This is a genomic window from Allohoeflea poritis (assembly GCF_027889715.1).
GTDB classification, from domain to species: domain Bacteria; phylum Pseudomonadota; class Alphaproteobacteria; order Rhizobiales; family Rhizobiaceae; genus Hoeflea_A; species Hoeflea_A poritis.
Genome location: NZ_JAPJZH010000023.1, coordinates 30,541 through 47,548, shown reverse-complemented (window position 1 = coordinate 47,548; position 17,008 = coordinate 30,541). Strand labels below are relative to the sequence as shown.

Here is a 17,008-nt window from a genome sequence, read left to right as displayed (position 1 = left end):
AGGCAATGCATATCGAAACGGCTCAGAACTGGCTCAAGGCGGGTGCCGCGTTTCTCGTGGGATTCGGGCTTTTGGGGCCCATTGGCGCGTTTCCTGCCACTTCGGAGATCACCCGCTTTTTTGCCGACCTCGCCTTTTTCCCGCTCGACGGCACGCCGGAGCAACTGGACCCGGCAGCGCGGTTCTTCTGGGCGATAACGGGCGGCGTCATCGCCGGCTGGGGTGTCATGATCTGGATGGCGGCGACACGGCTGCTGCCGCGCGATCCGGCCCTGGCGCGCAGCATGATCCTGACCGCCGCCGCCACATGGTTCGTCATTGACGGGCTGGGCTCCGTGCTTTCCGGTGCGCCGATGAACGCACTCTACAATGTCGGATTCCTGGTGCTCTTCGTCGTGCCGCTGTGGCGGCCGGTCGAGACGGCACCGAACGCGGCTTAAATCTCACCGATGAGCGAAAGGGCCGCCTTGCGCAGGGAAGTAATCAGCTGCAGCAGATGCGGGCGGTCCTTTGCCACATATTTGAAGTTGGACGAAGCGTTCAGCACCATATCCGCCAGGTCCTGGGGCGTCATGTCGGCCCTGGTCAGCCTGTCCCTGTAGGGCGCAAGGAGAGAGGCCAGCACCTCTCCCTTGCGCTGCATGGCCTTGTCCTGCTCGGCCTTGCCGACGGTGTTGTAGCCGGTTACCAGGTCCTCGGCATCCGGCATCTGGCTCAGCATGTCGTAATAGGCGATGACGCAGTGCTGGAAATAGGCATCGAGCTTGTCGGCAATCGATCCGTCCTTGCCCCAGTCGGCCTCCAGCGCCTCCATGGTCCGGTCCGTCGAATAGCAGATCGCGGCCGCCAGGATCTCTTCCTTGTTGGCATAGCTTGAGTAGAGCGTCTGGCGCGAGATGCCGGCGGCCGTGGCGATGTCGCTCATGGTCGTGCGGCGCACGCCGTAGCGGGAAATCACCCCGATGGCGTTCTCGACAATATTTCTTTCCTTTTCATTCATTCGTACAACTTGACAAATTATGTTGTGTTGTCAATATCTATACAGCCGGGGGCCAGCAAGGTCGATCGGTCATTGGGGTCTTGGCGGCCCCAATTCGACCGATCGGCTTTTGAATAATCGGTTCCGCAGCCATCTGTAAAGGAGATTACTCCATGAAACTTACCGTGAACGGCCAGGACCATGAGGTGGATGTCGAGGAAGACATGCCGCTTCTGTGGGTCCTGAGGGACGAACTTGGAATCACAGGGCCGAAATATGGCTGCGGCATAGCCCAATGCGGTGCCTGTACCGTCCATGTGGACGGCGTGGCCGTTCGGTCTTGCCAACTCCCCGTCGGCGCGGTCGAGTATGAGGTGACGACCATCGAGGGGCTCGGCACGCCCGATGCGCTGCACGCGGTGCAGGCCGCCTGGGTGGAGCATCAGGTTGCCCAGTGCGGCTATTGCCAGTCCGGGCAGATCATGGCGGCGGCCTCCTTCCTTGAAACCAATGACGATCCGACCGACGCGGATATCGATGTCGCCATGTCGGCCAATCTTTGCCGATGCGGCACCTATCCGCGCATCCGCGAGGCGGTGAAGACAGCCGCCAAGAACCTGAGGAGTGCATGATATGGGACGCGTAACGACAATTGCACGCCGCACCTTCCTCATCGGTTCCGTGGCCGTTGCCGGCGGCGTCGCCTTCGGCGCATATATGTACAAGCGCCCCGGCGAAAATCCGCTCATGGCGGATCTCGAAGAGGGCGAGGCGGTCATCACGCCCTACGTCAAGATCGACGCCGAGGGCGTGACGCTGATCACGCCGCGCACCGATCTGGGGCAGGGTGCTTATTCGGTTCAGGCGGCGCTGATCGCCGAGGAGCTCGACATCGAACTGGACCAGGTCCGGGTCGATCCCGGCATGCCGAGCCCGGCCTACTACAATACGGCCTTGTCAGAGGAAGGCGCGCCGTTCCGCTCGACCGATGAAAGCTTCATGGCCGAATCGGTCCGCGGCGTCATGGACGTGCTGATGAAGTTCCTCGGCATGCAGGTGACCGGTGGGTCGACATCCGTTCCGGATGGCTATGAGAAGCTGCGCACGGCCGGTGCCGTCGCCCGTGAGACACTGAAGGCGGCTGCCTCGCAGAAGTCCGGGGTGCCGGTCGGTCAACTGAAGACCGCCAAAGGCGCCGTGCAACTGCCGGACGGTTCGCAACTTACCTATGTGGAGCTTGCCCCGGTGGCAGCGACCATCCGGCCGGTGACCAATGTCACGCTGCGCGATCCGAGCGAGTGGCGTCTGCTCGGCAAGCCGATGCGCCGTCACGACATCGTCGCCAAATCGACCGGCACGCTGCCCTACGGCGTCGACTTCAAGGTCGACGGCATGGTGCATGCGACCGTCAAGCTCAACCCGCGCCAGGGCGGAGCCATGAACGGTTTCGATGCAAGCGCGGCCGAAAATATGCGCGGCGTCAAGAAGATCGTGCCGATCACCGGCGGTGTCGGCGTTGTCGCGGACAACACCTGGCGCGCCATCCAGGCGGCAAATGCCATTGAATTCGATTGGGGTCCGGCACCCTATCCGCCGGAAATGGATGGTCATTGGGAAGCGCTCGGCAATTCATTCAATGACGAGCAGATCGAAGCCCGTAATCGTGACGACGGTGACGTCGAGACAGCGCTTGCCGGTGCGGACGTGATCGAGGCCGAGTACCGTGCACCCTATCTTGCCCATGCGCCGCTGGAGCCGATCAGCGCCATCGTCAAGGTCGAGGATGATCGCGTCGATGTCTGGACGGGCACGCAGATCCCGCGCTTCGTGCAAGGCAACGTGGCGAAGCTGACCGGTGTCGCTTTCGATGACGTGTATGTCCACGTGCTTTATGTCGGCGGCAGTTTCGGCCATCGCCTTGAGGACGAGGTGGTCAAGCAGGCGGTCGAAATCGCGAGGGAAATGAAAGGCACGCCGGTCAAGCTGACTTACAGCCGCGAAGAGGACATGATCCACGACTTTCCAAGGCAGATCGCCATGGCGCGGGGCCGTGGCGTCGTCAAGGACGGCAAGGTGGATACCTATGACCTCGGTATTGCCATGCCTTCCGTGATCGCCTCGCAGATGGGACGTCAGGGTCTTTCCCTGCCCGGGCCGGACACGCAGATTATCGCCGGCGCATGGGAGCAGCCTTTCGCGATCCCCAATTACCGGATGACCGGCTACCGTGCACCGGAACTCGCCCCCATCAGTTCCTGGCGGTCGGTCGGTGCGTCGAGCAACGGTTTCTTCCACGATTGTTTCCTCGACGAGCTCATCGTCGCCGCCGGCGCCGATCCGCTGGAGGAACGGATCCGGTTGATGTGGCATGACAACTCACGCAAGGTTCTCGAAGCGGTCGGCGAGATGTCGGGCTGGGGCAGCGACCTCGGGCCGAAGCGCGGCCGCGGCGTCGCGTTCTGCATGTCATTCGGCGTAGCAACGGCGGAGGTCGTTGAAGTCACCGACACCGACGACGGCATCAAGATCGACAAGGTCTTCGTGGCGGCGGAGGTCGGCCGTGTGGTCGATCCGGTGAACTTCGACAATCTCGTCAAGGGCGGTGTCATCTGGGGCCTCGGCCATGCGATGAATTGCGAGATTACCTATTCGGACGGCATTGCCGAGCAGGACAACTTCCACGCCTTCGAGGGCATGCGCCTCTATCAGTGTCCGGAAATTGAGGTTCGCGGTCTGGAAAACGGCAGCAAGATCCGCGGCATTGGCGAGCCTCCCGTGCCGCCGGCTGCACCGGCCCTGGCCAACGCGATTTTCGCCGCCACCGGCAAGCGCATCCGTGAAATGCCGTTTAACAAACATATCGATTTCGTTTGAGGACCGGTGCCGTGAGAAGAATTGTCGCTGCCATTGCGGGCATTGCAGCCCTGTCGTCGTTGGCGCTCGCCGCCGAACAGGTCGGCACCAACCGTGTGATCAACGATTTCGAGGAAGGTTCGGTGTCGCAGCAGGAGGGGCTGGCTAGCTGGCAGCTTTTCTACGAAGTCGCCTCGCATCCGCGCTGCTCCAACTGCCATGTCGGGGCGGACAACAAACCGATGTGGTCGGGGCCGAGCTACGGCAAGACCCGGCCGCACGGAATGAACATCAATGCGGGTGAAAGCCGTATCGGCGCCGAGACGCTGCCCTGTGGAACCTGCCATACGGATGCCGGCGGGATGGAAACCGTTTCCAACGACACGCCGCATGCGGCGCCGAGGGTCGCCATGGTCTGGCAACTGGCGCCGGTGGAAGCCGAGTGGTTCGGCAAATCGTCGGTCTATATCTGCGAGCAGCTCAAGGATCCGGAGCGCAATGGCGGCAGAACGGTTCGCGAGTTGGCGGAACATCTGGACCACGATCTGATCCTGCATTGGGCGTGGGACCCGGGCGGCAACCGCGAGCCGGCGCCGCATTCACTCCAGGAATCCATGGACGCGCTGATGAAATGGGCTGCCGCCGGCACGCCCTGCCCGACGGAATAGGGGACCGACCATGCAAGCATTTCCCGGCGCTCTTCGGCTTGGCGGCCAACTGTTGGTCCTCAACGGCATCCTGCACTGCATTGCCTGGATCGTCAGCGGCTGGAGCGGCGATACGATGCAGCTGATCCCGGTGGGGCTGGTCTATATCGCCTTGGGCGCAGGCCTTTATTACCGGATACGAACGATCCGCTATCTGGCCTTTATCGTTACGCTGGTCGGCGTCCTTGCCGCCTATATCTCGCTCGGCAGCGTCGCGGTTGCCGTGTGGCTGATGTGGGTCTTCATCGTCATCGATCTTGCGGTGCTGGCGATCCTGATTGCCAGTATCTGGCGCGGCCGCCAGCCGGCCTGATTACAACTCGTTCTAACGCAAATCCAGGCCGGCCGAAGGGCAATGTCCGCCCGACGCAACACGGAAGGGCAGAAGCGGCGTCAGCCCTTCTTGTCGGTGTATTTGATGTAGGTCTTGTAGATGTAACCCTTCTTGTCACCGTAGACGACGCGGCACCAACGGCAGTTCGTTTCCGCCATCAGCTCGGCGTTCTGCGGTACAATGGCCAGCACCTTGCTCTTGCTGCTTCGGCGTGCCCGCATATTCACCCATTTGGTGGCGCGGCCGTTCCGGTAGCCGAGCTTTTCGGCTTCCGAAACCGGGTAGGCCGCCACGGATTTGGCGGTTTCGCCGAATTCCTCATCCGCTTCCTGAGCCTTGGGTTTCGGCTTGAAGTCCGAATCCGCTGACGCCAGCAGCGAAGGCTGGCTGCTGCGCTCCGGCCGGATGATGAATGTCCGGTAGATGAAGCCTTTCTGACCCTTGTAGACGACCCCGCACCAACGCGTGCAGTTCTGGTCGGCAAGGATGCTGGCCTTTGCCGGGACAATATCCACAATCGGCGCGGTGTTGTTCGGCTCGGCCCGCAGATTGACCCATTTGCGGGCCTTGCTCTTGACCATGCCGGATCCGATCGCCGGTGATGCTTCAGGCAGAACCGGCTGACGCAGGACGTTGAAGTTCTCCGAGTCCAGCGCCGCCATCTTCTGTTCCATCTCGGCGATTTCGGCTTCGGTCTCGGCAACTTCGACCGCCACCTCGGGTGGAACGATCGATCCGGTTTCGGCCTTATCAACCCGTATGATGCTTTCTTCCATGAGGCTCGGCAGCGTCATCTTCTTCTTTTTCTTTGGCCGTTCGACCTCCTGCTTTTCAAGCGAGCCAAACGAACTGTCGAAGCGGGCCGAAGCAATGGTCGGCAACCGGTCCTGCGACTTGGGCTCCGCCGGCAGAAATGCCCGCGCGGATGCAATCTGCGTTCCGCTGGTGAAACCGGTCGTCGCGCTATCGGGTGCAACGGCCTCGGCGTTCAGCGCGCTGCCGGCCGTCGCTGCGGATGGCTTGTTTCCGGCTGTTTTGTCCGGTTTGGTCTGATCAATTGCGGCGGTCTGCTCCATGTCGGGCCCCGCCGCCGGGGTTGCTTTTTTGTCCAACGCGGCTGTTTCAACAGCTCCTGCCGGGTCTGCGGGCTGTTGCTGGCTGCTTTGCGTCGTGTTGTACAGAGCCGCTCCGAGCACTGCGCCTGCGGCACCGCCAAAAGCCGCGACCAGGGCAATCGCCATCAGGCGTGCCGGGTTGCGAGGCTTCGCGGCGCGCGCCGCGGGAGCGTATGGCCGGCGCTGTATCTTTCTTGCTGTTCTACCCATCAACTCTCACTCCAGTCACTGATTACCAGCGTGACGGTATGCTCTGACGAGCTACGGGCACCACCACGGACATGCATCTGACATCACAACTCCGTCAAAATTCGGGGCGGCGGCCCCGCGTGGTGGTCACATTCGGAGTCGTTTGAAAATCAGCCGTGAGAATCCCGCCGGCCTGCGCCGTATTTCGCAGACGTCAAAAACCGGCAAATAGACCTAAAGCTGGGCATTCAAAAGGGATCGCGGTTCTTTGCATCCGGTGAGACGGATCGCATGTCTTCTCTTTCTTTCCTTAAGGCGTTAAGGATCTGGCACCGACCCGACACCGGAGGCTGCCTGCAAGAGCAGACCGTCCGTCTTACCTTTCATTGGAGATTGCCCATGCGTTTCAACGAACTCGGCCGCACCGGTATCACGGTGAGCGAAATCTGCCTCGGATCAATGACCTGGGGTTCGCAGAACTCGGAAGCCGAGGCGCATGAACAGTTGGATTTCGCCGTCGGGGAGGGTGTCAACTTCATTGATACGGCGGAGATGTATCCGACAACGCCACGCCTGAAGGAGACGACGGGCCGGACCGAAGAATATATCGGCACATGGCTGAACGGCAGGGCTGACCGGGACAAACTCATCGTGGCGACAAAGATCACGGGAGAGGGGAACCAGGATGTGCGCGGCGGTGCCCGGGTGGACGGCGCCATGGTGCGGCAAGCGCTGGATGAAAGCCTTCGCCGGCTGCAGACCGATTATGTGGATCTTTACCAACTGCACTGGCCGAACCGCGGGTCCTATCACTTCCGCAAGTACTGGACCTATGACCCTACAACACTGCAACCCGAAGACATCGACCAGGAAGTGGCCGACCTTCTCGGCGAAATCGCGACCATGCAACAGGAAGGCAAGGTCCGTGCGTTCGGCCTGTCGAACGAAAGCGCCTGGGGGCTGATGAAATTCCTCGAGGTCAGCCGCAAGCACGGGCTGCCCCGTATCGCGTCCGTGCAGAATGAATACAGCCTGATCTGCCGGATCTTCGATCTCGACATGGCCGAGGTCAGCATCCATGAACAGGTCGGGCTGATGGCCTTTTCGCCATTGGCGGCCGGCGCTCTTTCCGGCAAGTATCTGGACGGAAACATACCGGAGGGCTCTCGGCTGTCCATGCAGCCCAACCTGAACGGCCGCTATGTTCCGCAATCCGAAAAGGTGATCGCGCTCTATGCCGACATCGCCGCGAAACACGGGCTGGACCTGGCGCAGATGTCCCTGGCGTTCTGCCTGAGCCGTCCGTTCATGGCATCGGTGATCATCGGGGCGACCTCGATGGAACAGCTTCGCACCAATATCGCCGCCAAGGACGTTGTCCTGAGCGATGACGTGCTCAACGAAATCCAGGCGGTTTATCGCGATCACCCGCGGCCGATGTGAGGCCCGGTCACCTAGAGCGAGTTGCGATTAGATTGATGCATTTGATGGCGGAAAATCGGTTCAGTCGGCTAGGCGCGTCGCGCAGCGCGATGCAGCGCATCGGGCAAGCGGCGCAACAACGCCGATGGGCCGATTTTCCCCACCCTCGAAAGGAAAGTAGATGTTGAAAACCAATGGCGAATGGGCCGGGCGATTTTGCCCCCTGGCGTCGTTGGCTCGCGTTTGTGGTGGGGTGACACCACGGCGCGCAACCCGCCTAGCCAGTGACCAAAATCGCCGCGGTCAAATGCGTCAATCTAATCGCAACTCGCTCTAAGTCGCCGTTTCCTCGCTCACGGTGGCCGGCGGCGTCTTGCCGCGGCGCTCACGCAGGCGCTGGATGGCCACATAGAGCACAGGGATCATCAACAGGCCGATCGTGCTGTCGATGACCATGCCGGTGAAGACCGGAAGACCGATCGAAATCCGGCTGGACGATCCGGCGCCGCTTGCGAAGACCAGCGGCAGGACCCCGATGATAAAGCACAGGCCCGTCATGGTCACCGGCCTGAACCGTGTGTGCGCGGCGCTGATCGCGGCCTCCACGATGCTCTCGCCCGCTTCGCGCCGGGTCCGGGAAAACTCGACGAGCATGATGGCCTTCTTAGCGGCAAGGCCGATCAGCAGCACGATGCCGATCTGGGCGTAGATGTTGTTGTTGAGAACGTCGATGAGAAAGAGCGGTATCAATGCTCCGCAAACGGCAAAGACGGTCGAGCACATGACCGATATCGGAAGCGCCCAGCTCTCGTATTGGGCCACGAGGCACAGATAGGCGAAGGTGAAGGCAAGCAGGAAAATATAGATGACGAAGGACCCGGCCTCGATTTCCTGCAGCGAGACCCCCGTCCATTCCACGCTATAGCCGTCGGGCAGGGTCTTCGCGGCAATCGTCTCGAACGCCTCGATGCCCTGGCCGGTGCTGTGGCCGGTGCTCGTCAGGCCCTGAACGGCAGCGGTTCGGACCAGATTGTAGCGGGTGATGGCCTGAGGTCCCAGGATCGGTTCGGTACCGATCAGCGTGCTCAGCGGGATCATGTCTCCCGAGGCGCCCTTTACGTAAATGTTCGCAATGTCGTCCAGCGTCTGCCGGTATGAGGCCTCTGCGGCGAGCACCACCCAGTAGATCTTGCCCTCGAGCAGGAAATTGTTGACGAACATGGAGCCCAGATTGGCCTGAAGCGCGGTGAATATGTCGCTGATGTTGACCCCGAGCGCCTCCGCCTTGTCGCGGTCGATGGAGACGTTGTATTGCGGCGAGCCCGTCGACAGCGAACTGAAGACCTGCAGGAATACGGGATCGGCGCTGGCGGCCGAAAGCATGGCGTTGGTGACCGATCCCAGATCCTCGACGCTGGCGTTGTTGTTGTCCTGGATCTGCGCGGAGATGCCGCCGGAAATGCCTAGGCCGTCTATCGGCGGCAGCGGGAAGACAAAGGAAATCGCTTCCTGAACGTCAGCTAGCTCCCGGTTGAGATTGGCGAGGATATTGTACCACTGGGTCTGGCTGGACTTGCGTTCGTCCCACGGCGCGAGCACCGCAATCAGCGTGACGTAGTTGGATCCGTAGCCGGAGATCAGGCTGAAACCGGACACCGAAATGATGTCGCTCACGCCTTCGACACCGCGCATGATCGTCGTCATCTTTTCCGCGACTTCGCGCGAGCGCTGCAGCGACGCACCATCGGGAAGCTGTGCATTGGCGAACAGCACGCCCTTGTCCTCAAGGGGAATGAACCCTGTCGGCGTCGTGCGCATCATGTAGACGGTCGCAACAATCGCGAAGACGAAGATCAGCAGCGAGACCCAGACATTCTTCAGAAGAATTCGCACGAGCCAGACATATCCGTCGCGCGTCTTGTCCACCGCCGCCGGTATCAGCCGCAAGAAGCTCTTCGGCTTTCGATTGCCCCGTTTCAGCAGGGTCGCGCACAGCGCGGGCGCGAGGGTCAAGGCGTTGACCGCCGAAAGGCTGAAGGCGACGGTGATCGTCAGCGCAAACTGCAGATAGATCCGTCCGGTTATGCCCGGGAAGAAGCAGACCGGTACGAATACGGCCAGAAGCACGAAGGTCGTCGCGATAATCGGCCCGGTCACCTGGTCCATCGCCTTGATGGTGGCTTCGCGCGGCTCCAACCCCTCTTCATCCATGATGCGTTCGGTGTTTTCGATGATGACGATGGAGTCGTCCACAACCAGCGTGATGGCGAGGATGATGCCGAAGAGCGTGATGAGGTTGGCGCTGAAGCCGAGCAGATAGAGAATTGCCAGCGTGCCGAGAAGCGAAACCGGGATCGCGATGGCCGGGATAAGCACCGCGCGCCAGCTCATCAGGAACAGAAACACGACGGCAACGACAAGCCCGGCGGTGATGCACAAGGTGATGATGATTTCCTGGATCGATGCGCGCACCGCCTTCGTCACATCGTACAGCAACTCGTATTCGACCCCGGAAGGAAAGGAGCCCTTCATCTCCTCGAGCGCGTTGTACACGCTGGTCGCCACGTCGAGCGCGTTGGCGCCGGGCGCCTGATAGACCCCGATCGACGTGGCCGGCCTGTTGTTGAGGGCAGACGATGCTGCGTAGGAGCGGGCGCCGAGTTCGACATTGGCCACGTCACTGAGCCGGACGAGCTGTCCGGACGCGTTGCCCGAGACGACAATCCTGCCGAATTCTTCGGCCGTCTTGAGCAGGCCCTGGGCGCGCAACGAAAACTGGAAATCCGTCGGCCCCGCAAATGGCGCGCCGCCGATCTGGCCCGCCGTTGCCTGCACATTCTGGGCGCTGATGGCGTTCGCGATATCGGATGCGGTGAGGTTGAGCGCGGTCATCAGGTCCGGGCGCATCCACACGCGCATGCTGTAGTCGAGCGGGCCGAACTGGGAGACACTGCCGACACCGGACAGCCGGGAGAGCGAATCCTGGATGTGCTGCGAGGCGTAATTGCTGAGATATATCGCGTCGCGCGTCTCATCCGGCGAAATCAGGTTGATGACCAGGAGCATGCTCGAGGATTGCTTCATGGTCGAGACGCCCTGCTGGGTCACGGAATTCGGCAGGAGCGGTTCGGCGAGCGATACCCGGTTTTGTACGTTCACCGCAGCGATGTCGGGATCGGTGCCGACCCTGAAGGTTATGGTCAGCGTGTAGTTTCCGGAATTGGAGCTGGTCGACGACATGTAGAGCATGTTGTCGACGCCATTGACCTGTTCCTCGATGGGTATCGCCACCATCTGCTCGACGAGGCTTGAGTCCGCTCCGGGATAGTTCGCCGTGACGACGACCTGGGGCGGCGTAACGTCGGGATACTCGGCGATCGGTATGAGAACGATCGCGATGACACCGACGAGGGAGAAAATCAGCGAAATGACCAGCGCGAATTTCGGGCGGGCGATGAAGAATCTCGACAACATGTTCTTCGCGCCCGCCTACTGCTTCAATTCGGTTGCGTTGACGGCAACACCGGGGCTGACGCGTTGCAGCCCCTGAACCACGACCTTCTCGCCCTCCTTCAACCCGGATGACACCTCCCAAAGGCCCGCGGTCTGGCGGCCAAGCTTCACATCCTGGCGTTCGATCTTGCCGGCGGAATCGACCAGATAGACGAAGTGCCCCTTGCTATCGAGCTGGACGGCGGATTGCGGCACGACAAGAACCTGCTGCGGTTTGGCTTCCGCCACGACCACGTTGACGAACTGGCCGGGTATGAGGATGTTGTCGGGATTGTCGAAGGTCGCGCGGATTTCGACCGTGTCGCTTCCTTCCTCGACCGCCGTACCGACATAGCTGACCGATCCGGTTGACGCATAGGCATCGCCATTCGCCATTGTCAGGCTTACTTTCAGCGCTGCAGAGTCGGCGCCGATCAGACCCTGCTCGCGGTCCGCGATCAGGTCTCTTTCGCCCATGTAGAAACTGACATAGATCGGATCGACACTGGTAATCGTGGCCAGCGTGCCGGAGTTTGAGTTGACGAGGTTGCCGACGTCGATATTGGATTTGCTGATGCGCCCGTCGATCGGCGCATGAATCTCCGTGTAACCGAGATTTATATTGGCCGTATCGAGGCTGGCCTTGGCCTGATCGACATTCGATTGATCCACGCCGACCGTGGCGGCTGCTGAATCATAGGCCGATTGCGCCACGTCGCCCTTGTCCAGCAGGAATTTCTGCCGTTCAAGCTCAACCGTGGAGTTCTTCAGCGTCGCCTGTGCGCCCTCCAGGGTCGCCTTGGCGCTGTCGACACTTGCCTCGTAAAGGCCCTTTTCGATGACGTAGAGAACGTCGCCTTTCTTTACCAGACCGCCCTCGGTGAAATTGCGCTGCTCCAGGATGCCCTCGATACGTGCCTGGAGATCGACCGTGCTGACGGCCTGAACCCGGCCGACATAGCTACCCCTGTCTCCGCTTTGCTGGCTTGCAACCGTTGCGACCGTCACATTTGGCTTGTCATTGGACGTGTCTTGCGCCGTACCGTGCGCCGGCGCCAGAGCAAGGACCACAAATGTGCTTAACCCTGCGAAAAACTTCATCTTTTGAGTTTCCCTTCGACTGAGTCCTCTGCCCGTGTGCACTATGGTCCATGAGAATCCAAAAGAAAAGCGGGTTCTCGGTTTTACTTCGATCGATCCCGGCATCAGGCGTTTGGGGCGAGAGTTTGCTGTGAATTACTTTTGTCTTCGCGCTTAGGTCCACGGTTTTGCTGGTCGGCTCGGTCCATTGTGAAGGTTTCATGAAATCTGGCGGAAGCTTGATCCATCGCAAGCCGGATCCCCGGTCCCGTTGTTAGCCAGAATGGGGCGCGGGACATGCCCGTTCCATGGCAATCAGGGGGACAATCATGCAGACCGTCGTTGCGCAAGGCCGCCTTATCGATCAACAGCTCCATGTGGGCAGTCATCCCGGTCACGACGTCACCCACCGCCTGAAGATCCGTGTCGACAATGTCAGTTTCTGGTATGGCGAAAAACAGGCACTCGACGGCATAACGCTGGATCTCTACGACCAGGAGGTCACGGCGTTTATTGGCCCTTCCGGATGCGGTAAATCCACGCTGCTGCGCTGCCTGAACCGGATGAACGATGAAATCCGGGAAGCACGGATGACCGGGCAGATCCTGCTTGACGGTGAGAACATCAACGCGCCGGATGTCGATCCGCCCTTCCTGCGGCGGCGTTTCGGATGGGTCGCGCAGAAGCCCAATCCCTTTCCGCGCTCGGTCTATTACAACATTGCCTATGGCGCACTTCTGCACGGCCTGGTGCGGCGGCGCGATGAGACCGACGCCCTGGTTCGGCGCTGCCTGGAGCGGGCCGGTCTCTGGGACGAGGTGAAAGATCGTCTGGACAAGCCCGGCACGGATCTTTCGGGCGGCCAGCAGCAGCGCCTTTGCGTCGCGCGCGCCATTTCGACCGATCCGGAAGTGCTTTTAATGGATGAACCCGGCTCGGCGCTCGATCCGGTCTCGACTGCGCATCTGGAGGAACTGATCGAGGAATTGCGCGAGCATTACTGTATCGTCATTATTACGCACAATATGCAGGAAGCGGCTCGCATTTCGCAACGCGCTGCCTTCTTCCATCTGGGCAAGCTGGTAGAGCAGGGCGACACAAAGGACATTTTCGTCCGCCCCCGGACGCAGCTTTGCCATGACTACGTTACCGGTCGTTACGGGTAAGGGGGCCGCGGTATTTCGGAGCGGGAGGCTCCCGCGCGTCAGCGCCAAAATTTTTTGCTCTTGCGCAGCTCGCGCCACCGGTCGTCCGCCTTGCGCATCTGTTTCTTCGCGCGTCCGGCGTGCCAGTCGCAGATCAGCCTGACGCTCTTGTTCAGATCAGACCTGTCGGGGTGGTCCGCGGCGATCCTTGCCGAGAGTTCGTCGGCCATCGCGACATCGTTCAGATAGCCGAACACATTCTGCAGGCCGCGCAGCCTGCGTAAGAAGTCCTTGGCATCCGCGCCGGGATAGATCGGCATCAGATAGTCGGTCGCGTAACGCATGGTCTTCAGCGTTTTGCGCATCTCGTGCCGCTCGGAAATCTTGTGGTCGGCGAATCCCCTGCCGCGATCCCTGACTTCCTGCCATGTGTTTTCGAGTGCCTCGGATGCGACCGCCTGGAATTTCCGGGTGGCGATGCGGTCGGGAGCCCTGTGAAGTGCCCGCTCCACCGCCTGGTCAAAGAGCATGCAGTTGAGTTTCAGCCGGGTCCAATCCTTGCCGGCTACGAGCGCGCGCACGTTCTGGCGCTCGCCGATGCGCGCCTCGGCCAGAAAATCGAGCAGGGCCTCGTGACACTTGTCCTTGCCAAGGGCGGCGATGGCCGGTTCGGCAATATCCTGCACAAGCACATCCGCATTGCGCAGGTGGCCGACGACACGTCCGAGATTCCGTGCAGCCTTCGACAGCCGCTTCAGGTCCTTGTCGGCGGCGACATCGGCGAAAATGCGAAGGCTTGTGCGCAGCCGGCGCAATCCGATGCGGAACTGGTGCGGCACTTCCGAATCGTCGAGCGCGTGCAAGATGCGCCAATTTCCGAGGATCTGCTCAGCCGCAGACCCGCCAATGGCCTTGAATGCCTGCTCCACCGACATGTCAGCGCGCAGCTCGGGCCGGTGAAGCGCAAAGGCGCCGCTCGCGGTTGGCGCGGGTTTTCGTTTGCCGAGGAGCGCATAGCCGCGTTCGGCCTTGCTGGCGCCCGAAGGCGACACGCATTCTCCCTCGAACAGTTTTTCGGAAATGGTCAGCAAAGTGTGCGCAAGACCGGATTTCAGCTCGATCTCGACCTCGTTGATGCCTTCCGACTTCTTGCCGCTCCGGACTTTTCCCTTGTCGATGGCAAGTTCGGCCGTGCCGATGTCGCTGCATTTCAACATGTGAATGTCGCGGTTGATATCGGTTTCGAAGACGGGGGCGAGGGTTGCCTTCGCAGCAAGCTTTTTCAGCCAGGGTCCGACCTTCGGGTCCTTGATCCGTTCCAGGTCGAGCTGCGGTTTGTCTACAGGCCCCTCGATCTCCTGCGGGCTGGCCAGGCCATTCTTCAGGCCGGTGCCGTATTTCAGGGTCTGGATCCAGCCCCGGCCATCCCAGCGCAAACGCAGCGAAGCGCGTTCGCTTCGAAGGCTGTGATCGGGGGTGTCAAAATATATGGAGCGCAATTCGCGTTGAACGGGCTTGCCGATCGTCATTTTCCGCAGCGCTGATTTCTCTCGCAGCCTGCGTACCGCATCGGTGCCAATCTCGAGTTTGACTTCAAGCTCTGTGCTGCTCATTCACGCTGTTACGAATTTATGACGATATCAACAGGCTGCCATGCCGTCCGCCAGGACGGCCAACACCTATCACATGTGGCGATTGGTCGTCGAGCACCTGAAGATCCAGTGCTTTTCCGGAACCGCCTTGATGCAAGCAAAAAAGGCCGGCGCACGGCACCGGCCTTTAAATTGCGGCGTTGCCGACCGGTCAGGCGTTGGGGCCCGGCCGCAGATTGTCGGGCAGGTAAGTGGCAAGCTCCGGAAAGACGATCAGCACGAAGACCATCAGCACCATGATGAGGAACATCGGGATCGCCGCCTTGGCGATGAAGTTCATCTCATGGTTGGTCATGCCCTGCATGACGAACAGGTTGAAGCCGATGGGCGGCGTGATCTGCGCCATCTCGACGACGACGACGATGAAGATGCCGAACCAGATCAGGTCGATCCCGGCCTGAACCACCATCGGTTCGACCACCGCCATTGTCAGCACCACGGAGGATATCCCGTCGAGGAAACAGCCGAGGATGATGTAAAAGACGAGCAACACCATCAGCAGTTCGAAGCGCGACAACTCCAATGTGGCGATAAGGTCGGCAAGGCCGCGCGGCAGGCCGGTGAAGCCCATGGCCAGCGACAGGAAGGCGGCGCCCGCCAGGATCAGTGCGATCATCGCCGATGTGCGGGTCGCGCCCATGAGGCTGGCGGTGAAGGTGCTCCAGGACAGCGATCCCTGGCTTGCAGCCAAGATCAGTCCGCCGATGACGCCGAAAGCCGCCGCTTCCGTTGCCGTTGCATAGCCGAGATACATCGATCCGATGACGACCACGATGAGCAGGATGACCGGCGCAAGGAAACGCGAGTTTCTGAGCTTCTCGGCCAGGCTCAGCCTTGGTTCCTCATTGGGCTCCCATTTCGATGAAACCTTCGAATAGATCGCCACATAGCCCATGAACATCAGCGCCAGGACGAGACCCGGCAGGATGCCGGCGAAAAACAGCTTGGTGATCGATTCGTTGATGGTCACCCCGTAGACGATCAGCGTCAGGGAGGGCGGGATCATCAGGCCGAGCGTCGCGGCGCCGGTGAGCGTGCCGATGACCATGGTTTCGGGATAATTGCGCTTGCGCAGCTCGGGAATGGACATCTTGCCGACGGTGGTGAGCGTGGCGGCGGACGATCCCGAGACCGCGGCAAAGACGGTACATCCGACGATATTGGTGTGCACCAGACCGCCCGGCAGGCGCGCCATCCATGGCGCGAGACCGCGGAACATGTCCTCGGACAATCGCGTGCGGTAGAGGATTTCGCCCATCCAGATGAAGAGCGGCAGGGCGGTCAGGGTCCAGGACGACGAGCTGGTCCAGATCGTTGTGACCATCACATCGCCGACGGGCCGGGTCGTGAACAGTTCCATGCCGACCCAGGCAACACCCATGAGAGCAAGGCCCACCCACACACCGGTGCCAAGCAGCAGGAACAGGACGAAGAGGAACAGGACGATGACTGAAAAATCTTCCATGGTTCTACTCCCCGTGGCTCTGCTCGACCAGATCGGTCTCGATCCGGTGGTCGCCGACAAACACCACATGGACAAGGTGGTCGGTCAGCGCGATCGCCAGGATCACGGCGCCGATGACCATCGACATTTGCGGGATCCACAGCGGCGAGGCATCCTGGCCCTGGCTGACCTCGTTGAACTTCCACGACCAGTAGACGAAGCGATAGGCGTAGTAGGAAAAATACCAGGCGGTAGCCGCACCGATGCCGAAGCACCAGATTTCAAGCAGTCTTCGCACACCGTCCGGAACTGCATTCAGGACAATCGAGACGCGGATATGGGCGCCGCGGTGCAGCGCATGGGCAAAGGCGAAGAACGATGCGGCGGCCATGCAGTAGCCGGCATAGTCCGGCGCGCCGGCGAACACTTCCCCGGTCCAGCGTGCCAGCATCTGGATAACGATCAGCATCAAAATGGCGATGAGAAAAAATGCCGCAAGCACTCCGGACGCCAGATAGATGAAGTCGAGGCCGTTGCGCAATTGTCTGAGTGCGGCCATTTACCCCTCCATTTTGTTCGACAACGGCACTGTTCCT

14 protein-coding genes are annotated in these 17,008 nt (G+C 60.8%); 7 read left to right on the top strand and 7 right to left on the bottom strand.

Annotation, left to right across the window (positions count from 1 at the left end):
• Positions 1-5: 5 nt before the first annotated feature.
• Positions 6-440, top strand: coding sequence for a hypothetical protein (locus OOZ53_RS24125; RefSeq protein WP_271092337.1), 435 nt, complete (start codon positions 6-8; stop codon positions 438-440).
• Here the strand turns inward: OOZ53_RS24125 and OOZ53_RS24120 are convergent.
• On the bottom strand, positions 437-1,000 hold the full coding sequence (locus OOZ53_RS24120; protein WP_271092336.1) for a TetR/AcrR family transcriptional regulator: 564 nt from the start codon (positions 998-1,000) through the stop codon (positions 437-439). The two genes, OOZ53_RS24125 and OOZ53_RS24120, sit on opposite strands and share 4 nt — an antisense overlap.
• 152 nt (positions 1,001-1,152) lie before the next feature.
• Here OOZ53_RS24120 and OOZ53_RS24115 point away from each other — a divergent pair, with 152 nt between their 5' ends.
• Genes OOZ53_RS24115 through OOZ53_RS24100 form a run of 4 tightly spaced genes read left to right on the top strand, consistent with a single transcriptional unit; the run spans position 1,153 to position 4,852 of the window.
• Positions 1,153-1,611, top strand: coding sequence for a (2Fe-2S)-binding protein (locus tag OOZ53_RS24115; protein WP_271092335.1), 459 nt, complete (start codon positions 1,153-1,155; stop codon positions 1,609-1,611).
• A 1-nt stretch (position 1,612) separates the two neighbouring features.
• Positions 1,613-3,853 carry a xanthine dehydrogenase family protein molybdopterin-binding subunit gene (locus tag OOZ53_RS24110; protein ID WP_271092334.1) on the top strand — a complete coding sequence of 747 codons (2,241 nt, stop codon included), beginning with the start codon at positions 1,613-1,615 and terminating at the stop codon, positions 3,851-3,853.
• Between the two features lie 11 nt (positions 3,854-3,864).
• Positions 3,865-4,500 carry a hypothetical protein gene (locus OOZ53_RS24105; protein WP_271092333.1) on the top strand — a complete coding sequence of 212 codons (636 nt, stop codon included), beginning with the start codon at positions 3,865-3,867 and terminating at the stop codon, positions 4,498-4,500.
• A 10-nt stretch (positions 4,501-4,510) separates the two neighbouring features.
• The gene (locus OOZ53_RS24100; RefSeq protein WP_271092332.1) at positions 4,511-4,852 is read left to right on the top strand and encodes a hypothetical protein; all 342 of its coding nucleotides are present in this window, start codon (positions 4,511-4,513) and stop codon (positions 4,850-4,852) included.
• 80 nt (positions 4,853-4,932) lie between these two features.
• Here the strand turns inward: OOZ53_RS24100 and OOZ53_RS24095 are convergent, their stop codons facing one another.
• Positions 4,933-6,198, bottom strand: coding sequence for an SH3 domain-containing protein (locus tag OOZ53_RS24095; RefSeq protein ID WP_271092331.1), 1,266 nt, complete (start codon positions 6,196-6,198; stop codon positions 4,933-4,935).
• Between the two features lie 378 nt (positions 6,199-6,576).
• Here OOZ53_RS24095 and OOZ53_RS24090 point away from each other — a divergent pair, with 378 nt between their 5' ends.
• Complete coding sequence (locus OOZ53_RS24090) at positions 6,577-7,620, top strand: aldo/keto reductase (protein ID WP_271092330.1); 1,044 nt, start codon at positions 6,577-6,579, stop codon at positions 7,618-7,620.
• A gap of 312 nt (positions 7,621-7,932) precedes the next feature.
• On the opposite strand, the gene OOZ53_RS24085 is transcribed toward OOZ53_RS24090, so the two are convergent.
• Positions 7,933-11,073 (bottom strand): efflux RND transporter permease subunit, encoded by a 3,141-nt coding sequence (locus OOZ53_RS24085; RefSeq protein ID WP_271092329.1) that lies wholly within the window; start codon positions 11,071-11,073, stop codon positions 7,933-7,935.
• 15 nt (positions 11,074-11,088) lie between these two features.
• Complete coding sequence (locus tag OOZ53_RS24080) at positions 11,089-12,192, bottom strand: efflux RND transporter periplasmic adaptor subunit (protein WP_271092328.1); 1,104 nt, start codon at positions 12,190-12,192, stop codon at positions 11,089-11,091.
• Between the two features lie 308 nt (positions 12,193-12,500).
• Between OOZ53_RS24080 and pstB the strand changes: the two genes are divergently transcribed.
• A complete protein-coding gene (gene pstB / locus OOZ53_RS24075) occupies positions 12,501-13,337 on the top strand; it encodes a phosphate ABC transporter ATP-binding protein PstB (protein ID WP_271092327.1) in 837 nt (278 codons plus the stop codon).
• 38 nt (positions 13,338-13,375) lie between these two features.
• On the opposite strand, the gene OOZ53_RS24070 is transcribed toward pstB, so the two are convergent.
• From OOZ53_RS24070 to OOZ53_RS24060, 3 genes are all read right to left on the bottom strand, one after another.
• Positions 13,376-14,929, bottom strand: coding sequence for a CYTH and CHAD domain-containing protein (locus OOZ53_RS24070; RefSeq protein WP_271092326.1), 1,554 nt, complete (start codon positions 14,927-14,929; stop codon positions 13,376-13,378).
• Between the two features lie 190 nt (positions 14,930-15,119).
• The gene (locus tag OOZ53_RS24065; RefSeq protein WP_271092325.1) at positions 15,120-16,433 is read right to left on the bottom strand and encodes a TRAP transporter large permease; all 1,314 of its coding nucleotides are present in this window, start codon (positions 16,431-16,433) and stop codon (positions 15,120-15,122) included.
• Positions 16,434-16,437: 4 nt separating this feature from the next.
• On the bottom strand, positions 16,438-16,971 hold the full coding sequence (locus OOZ53_RS24060; RefSeq protein WP_271092324.1) for a TRAP transporter small permease: 534 nt from the start codon (positions 16,969-16,971) through the stop codon (positions 16,438-16,440).
• Positions 16,972-17,008 lie beyond the last annotated feature (37 nt).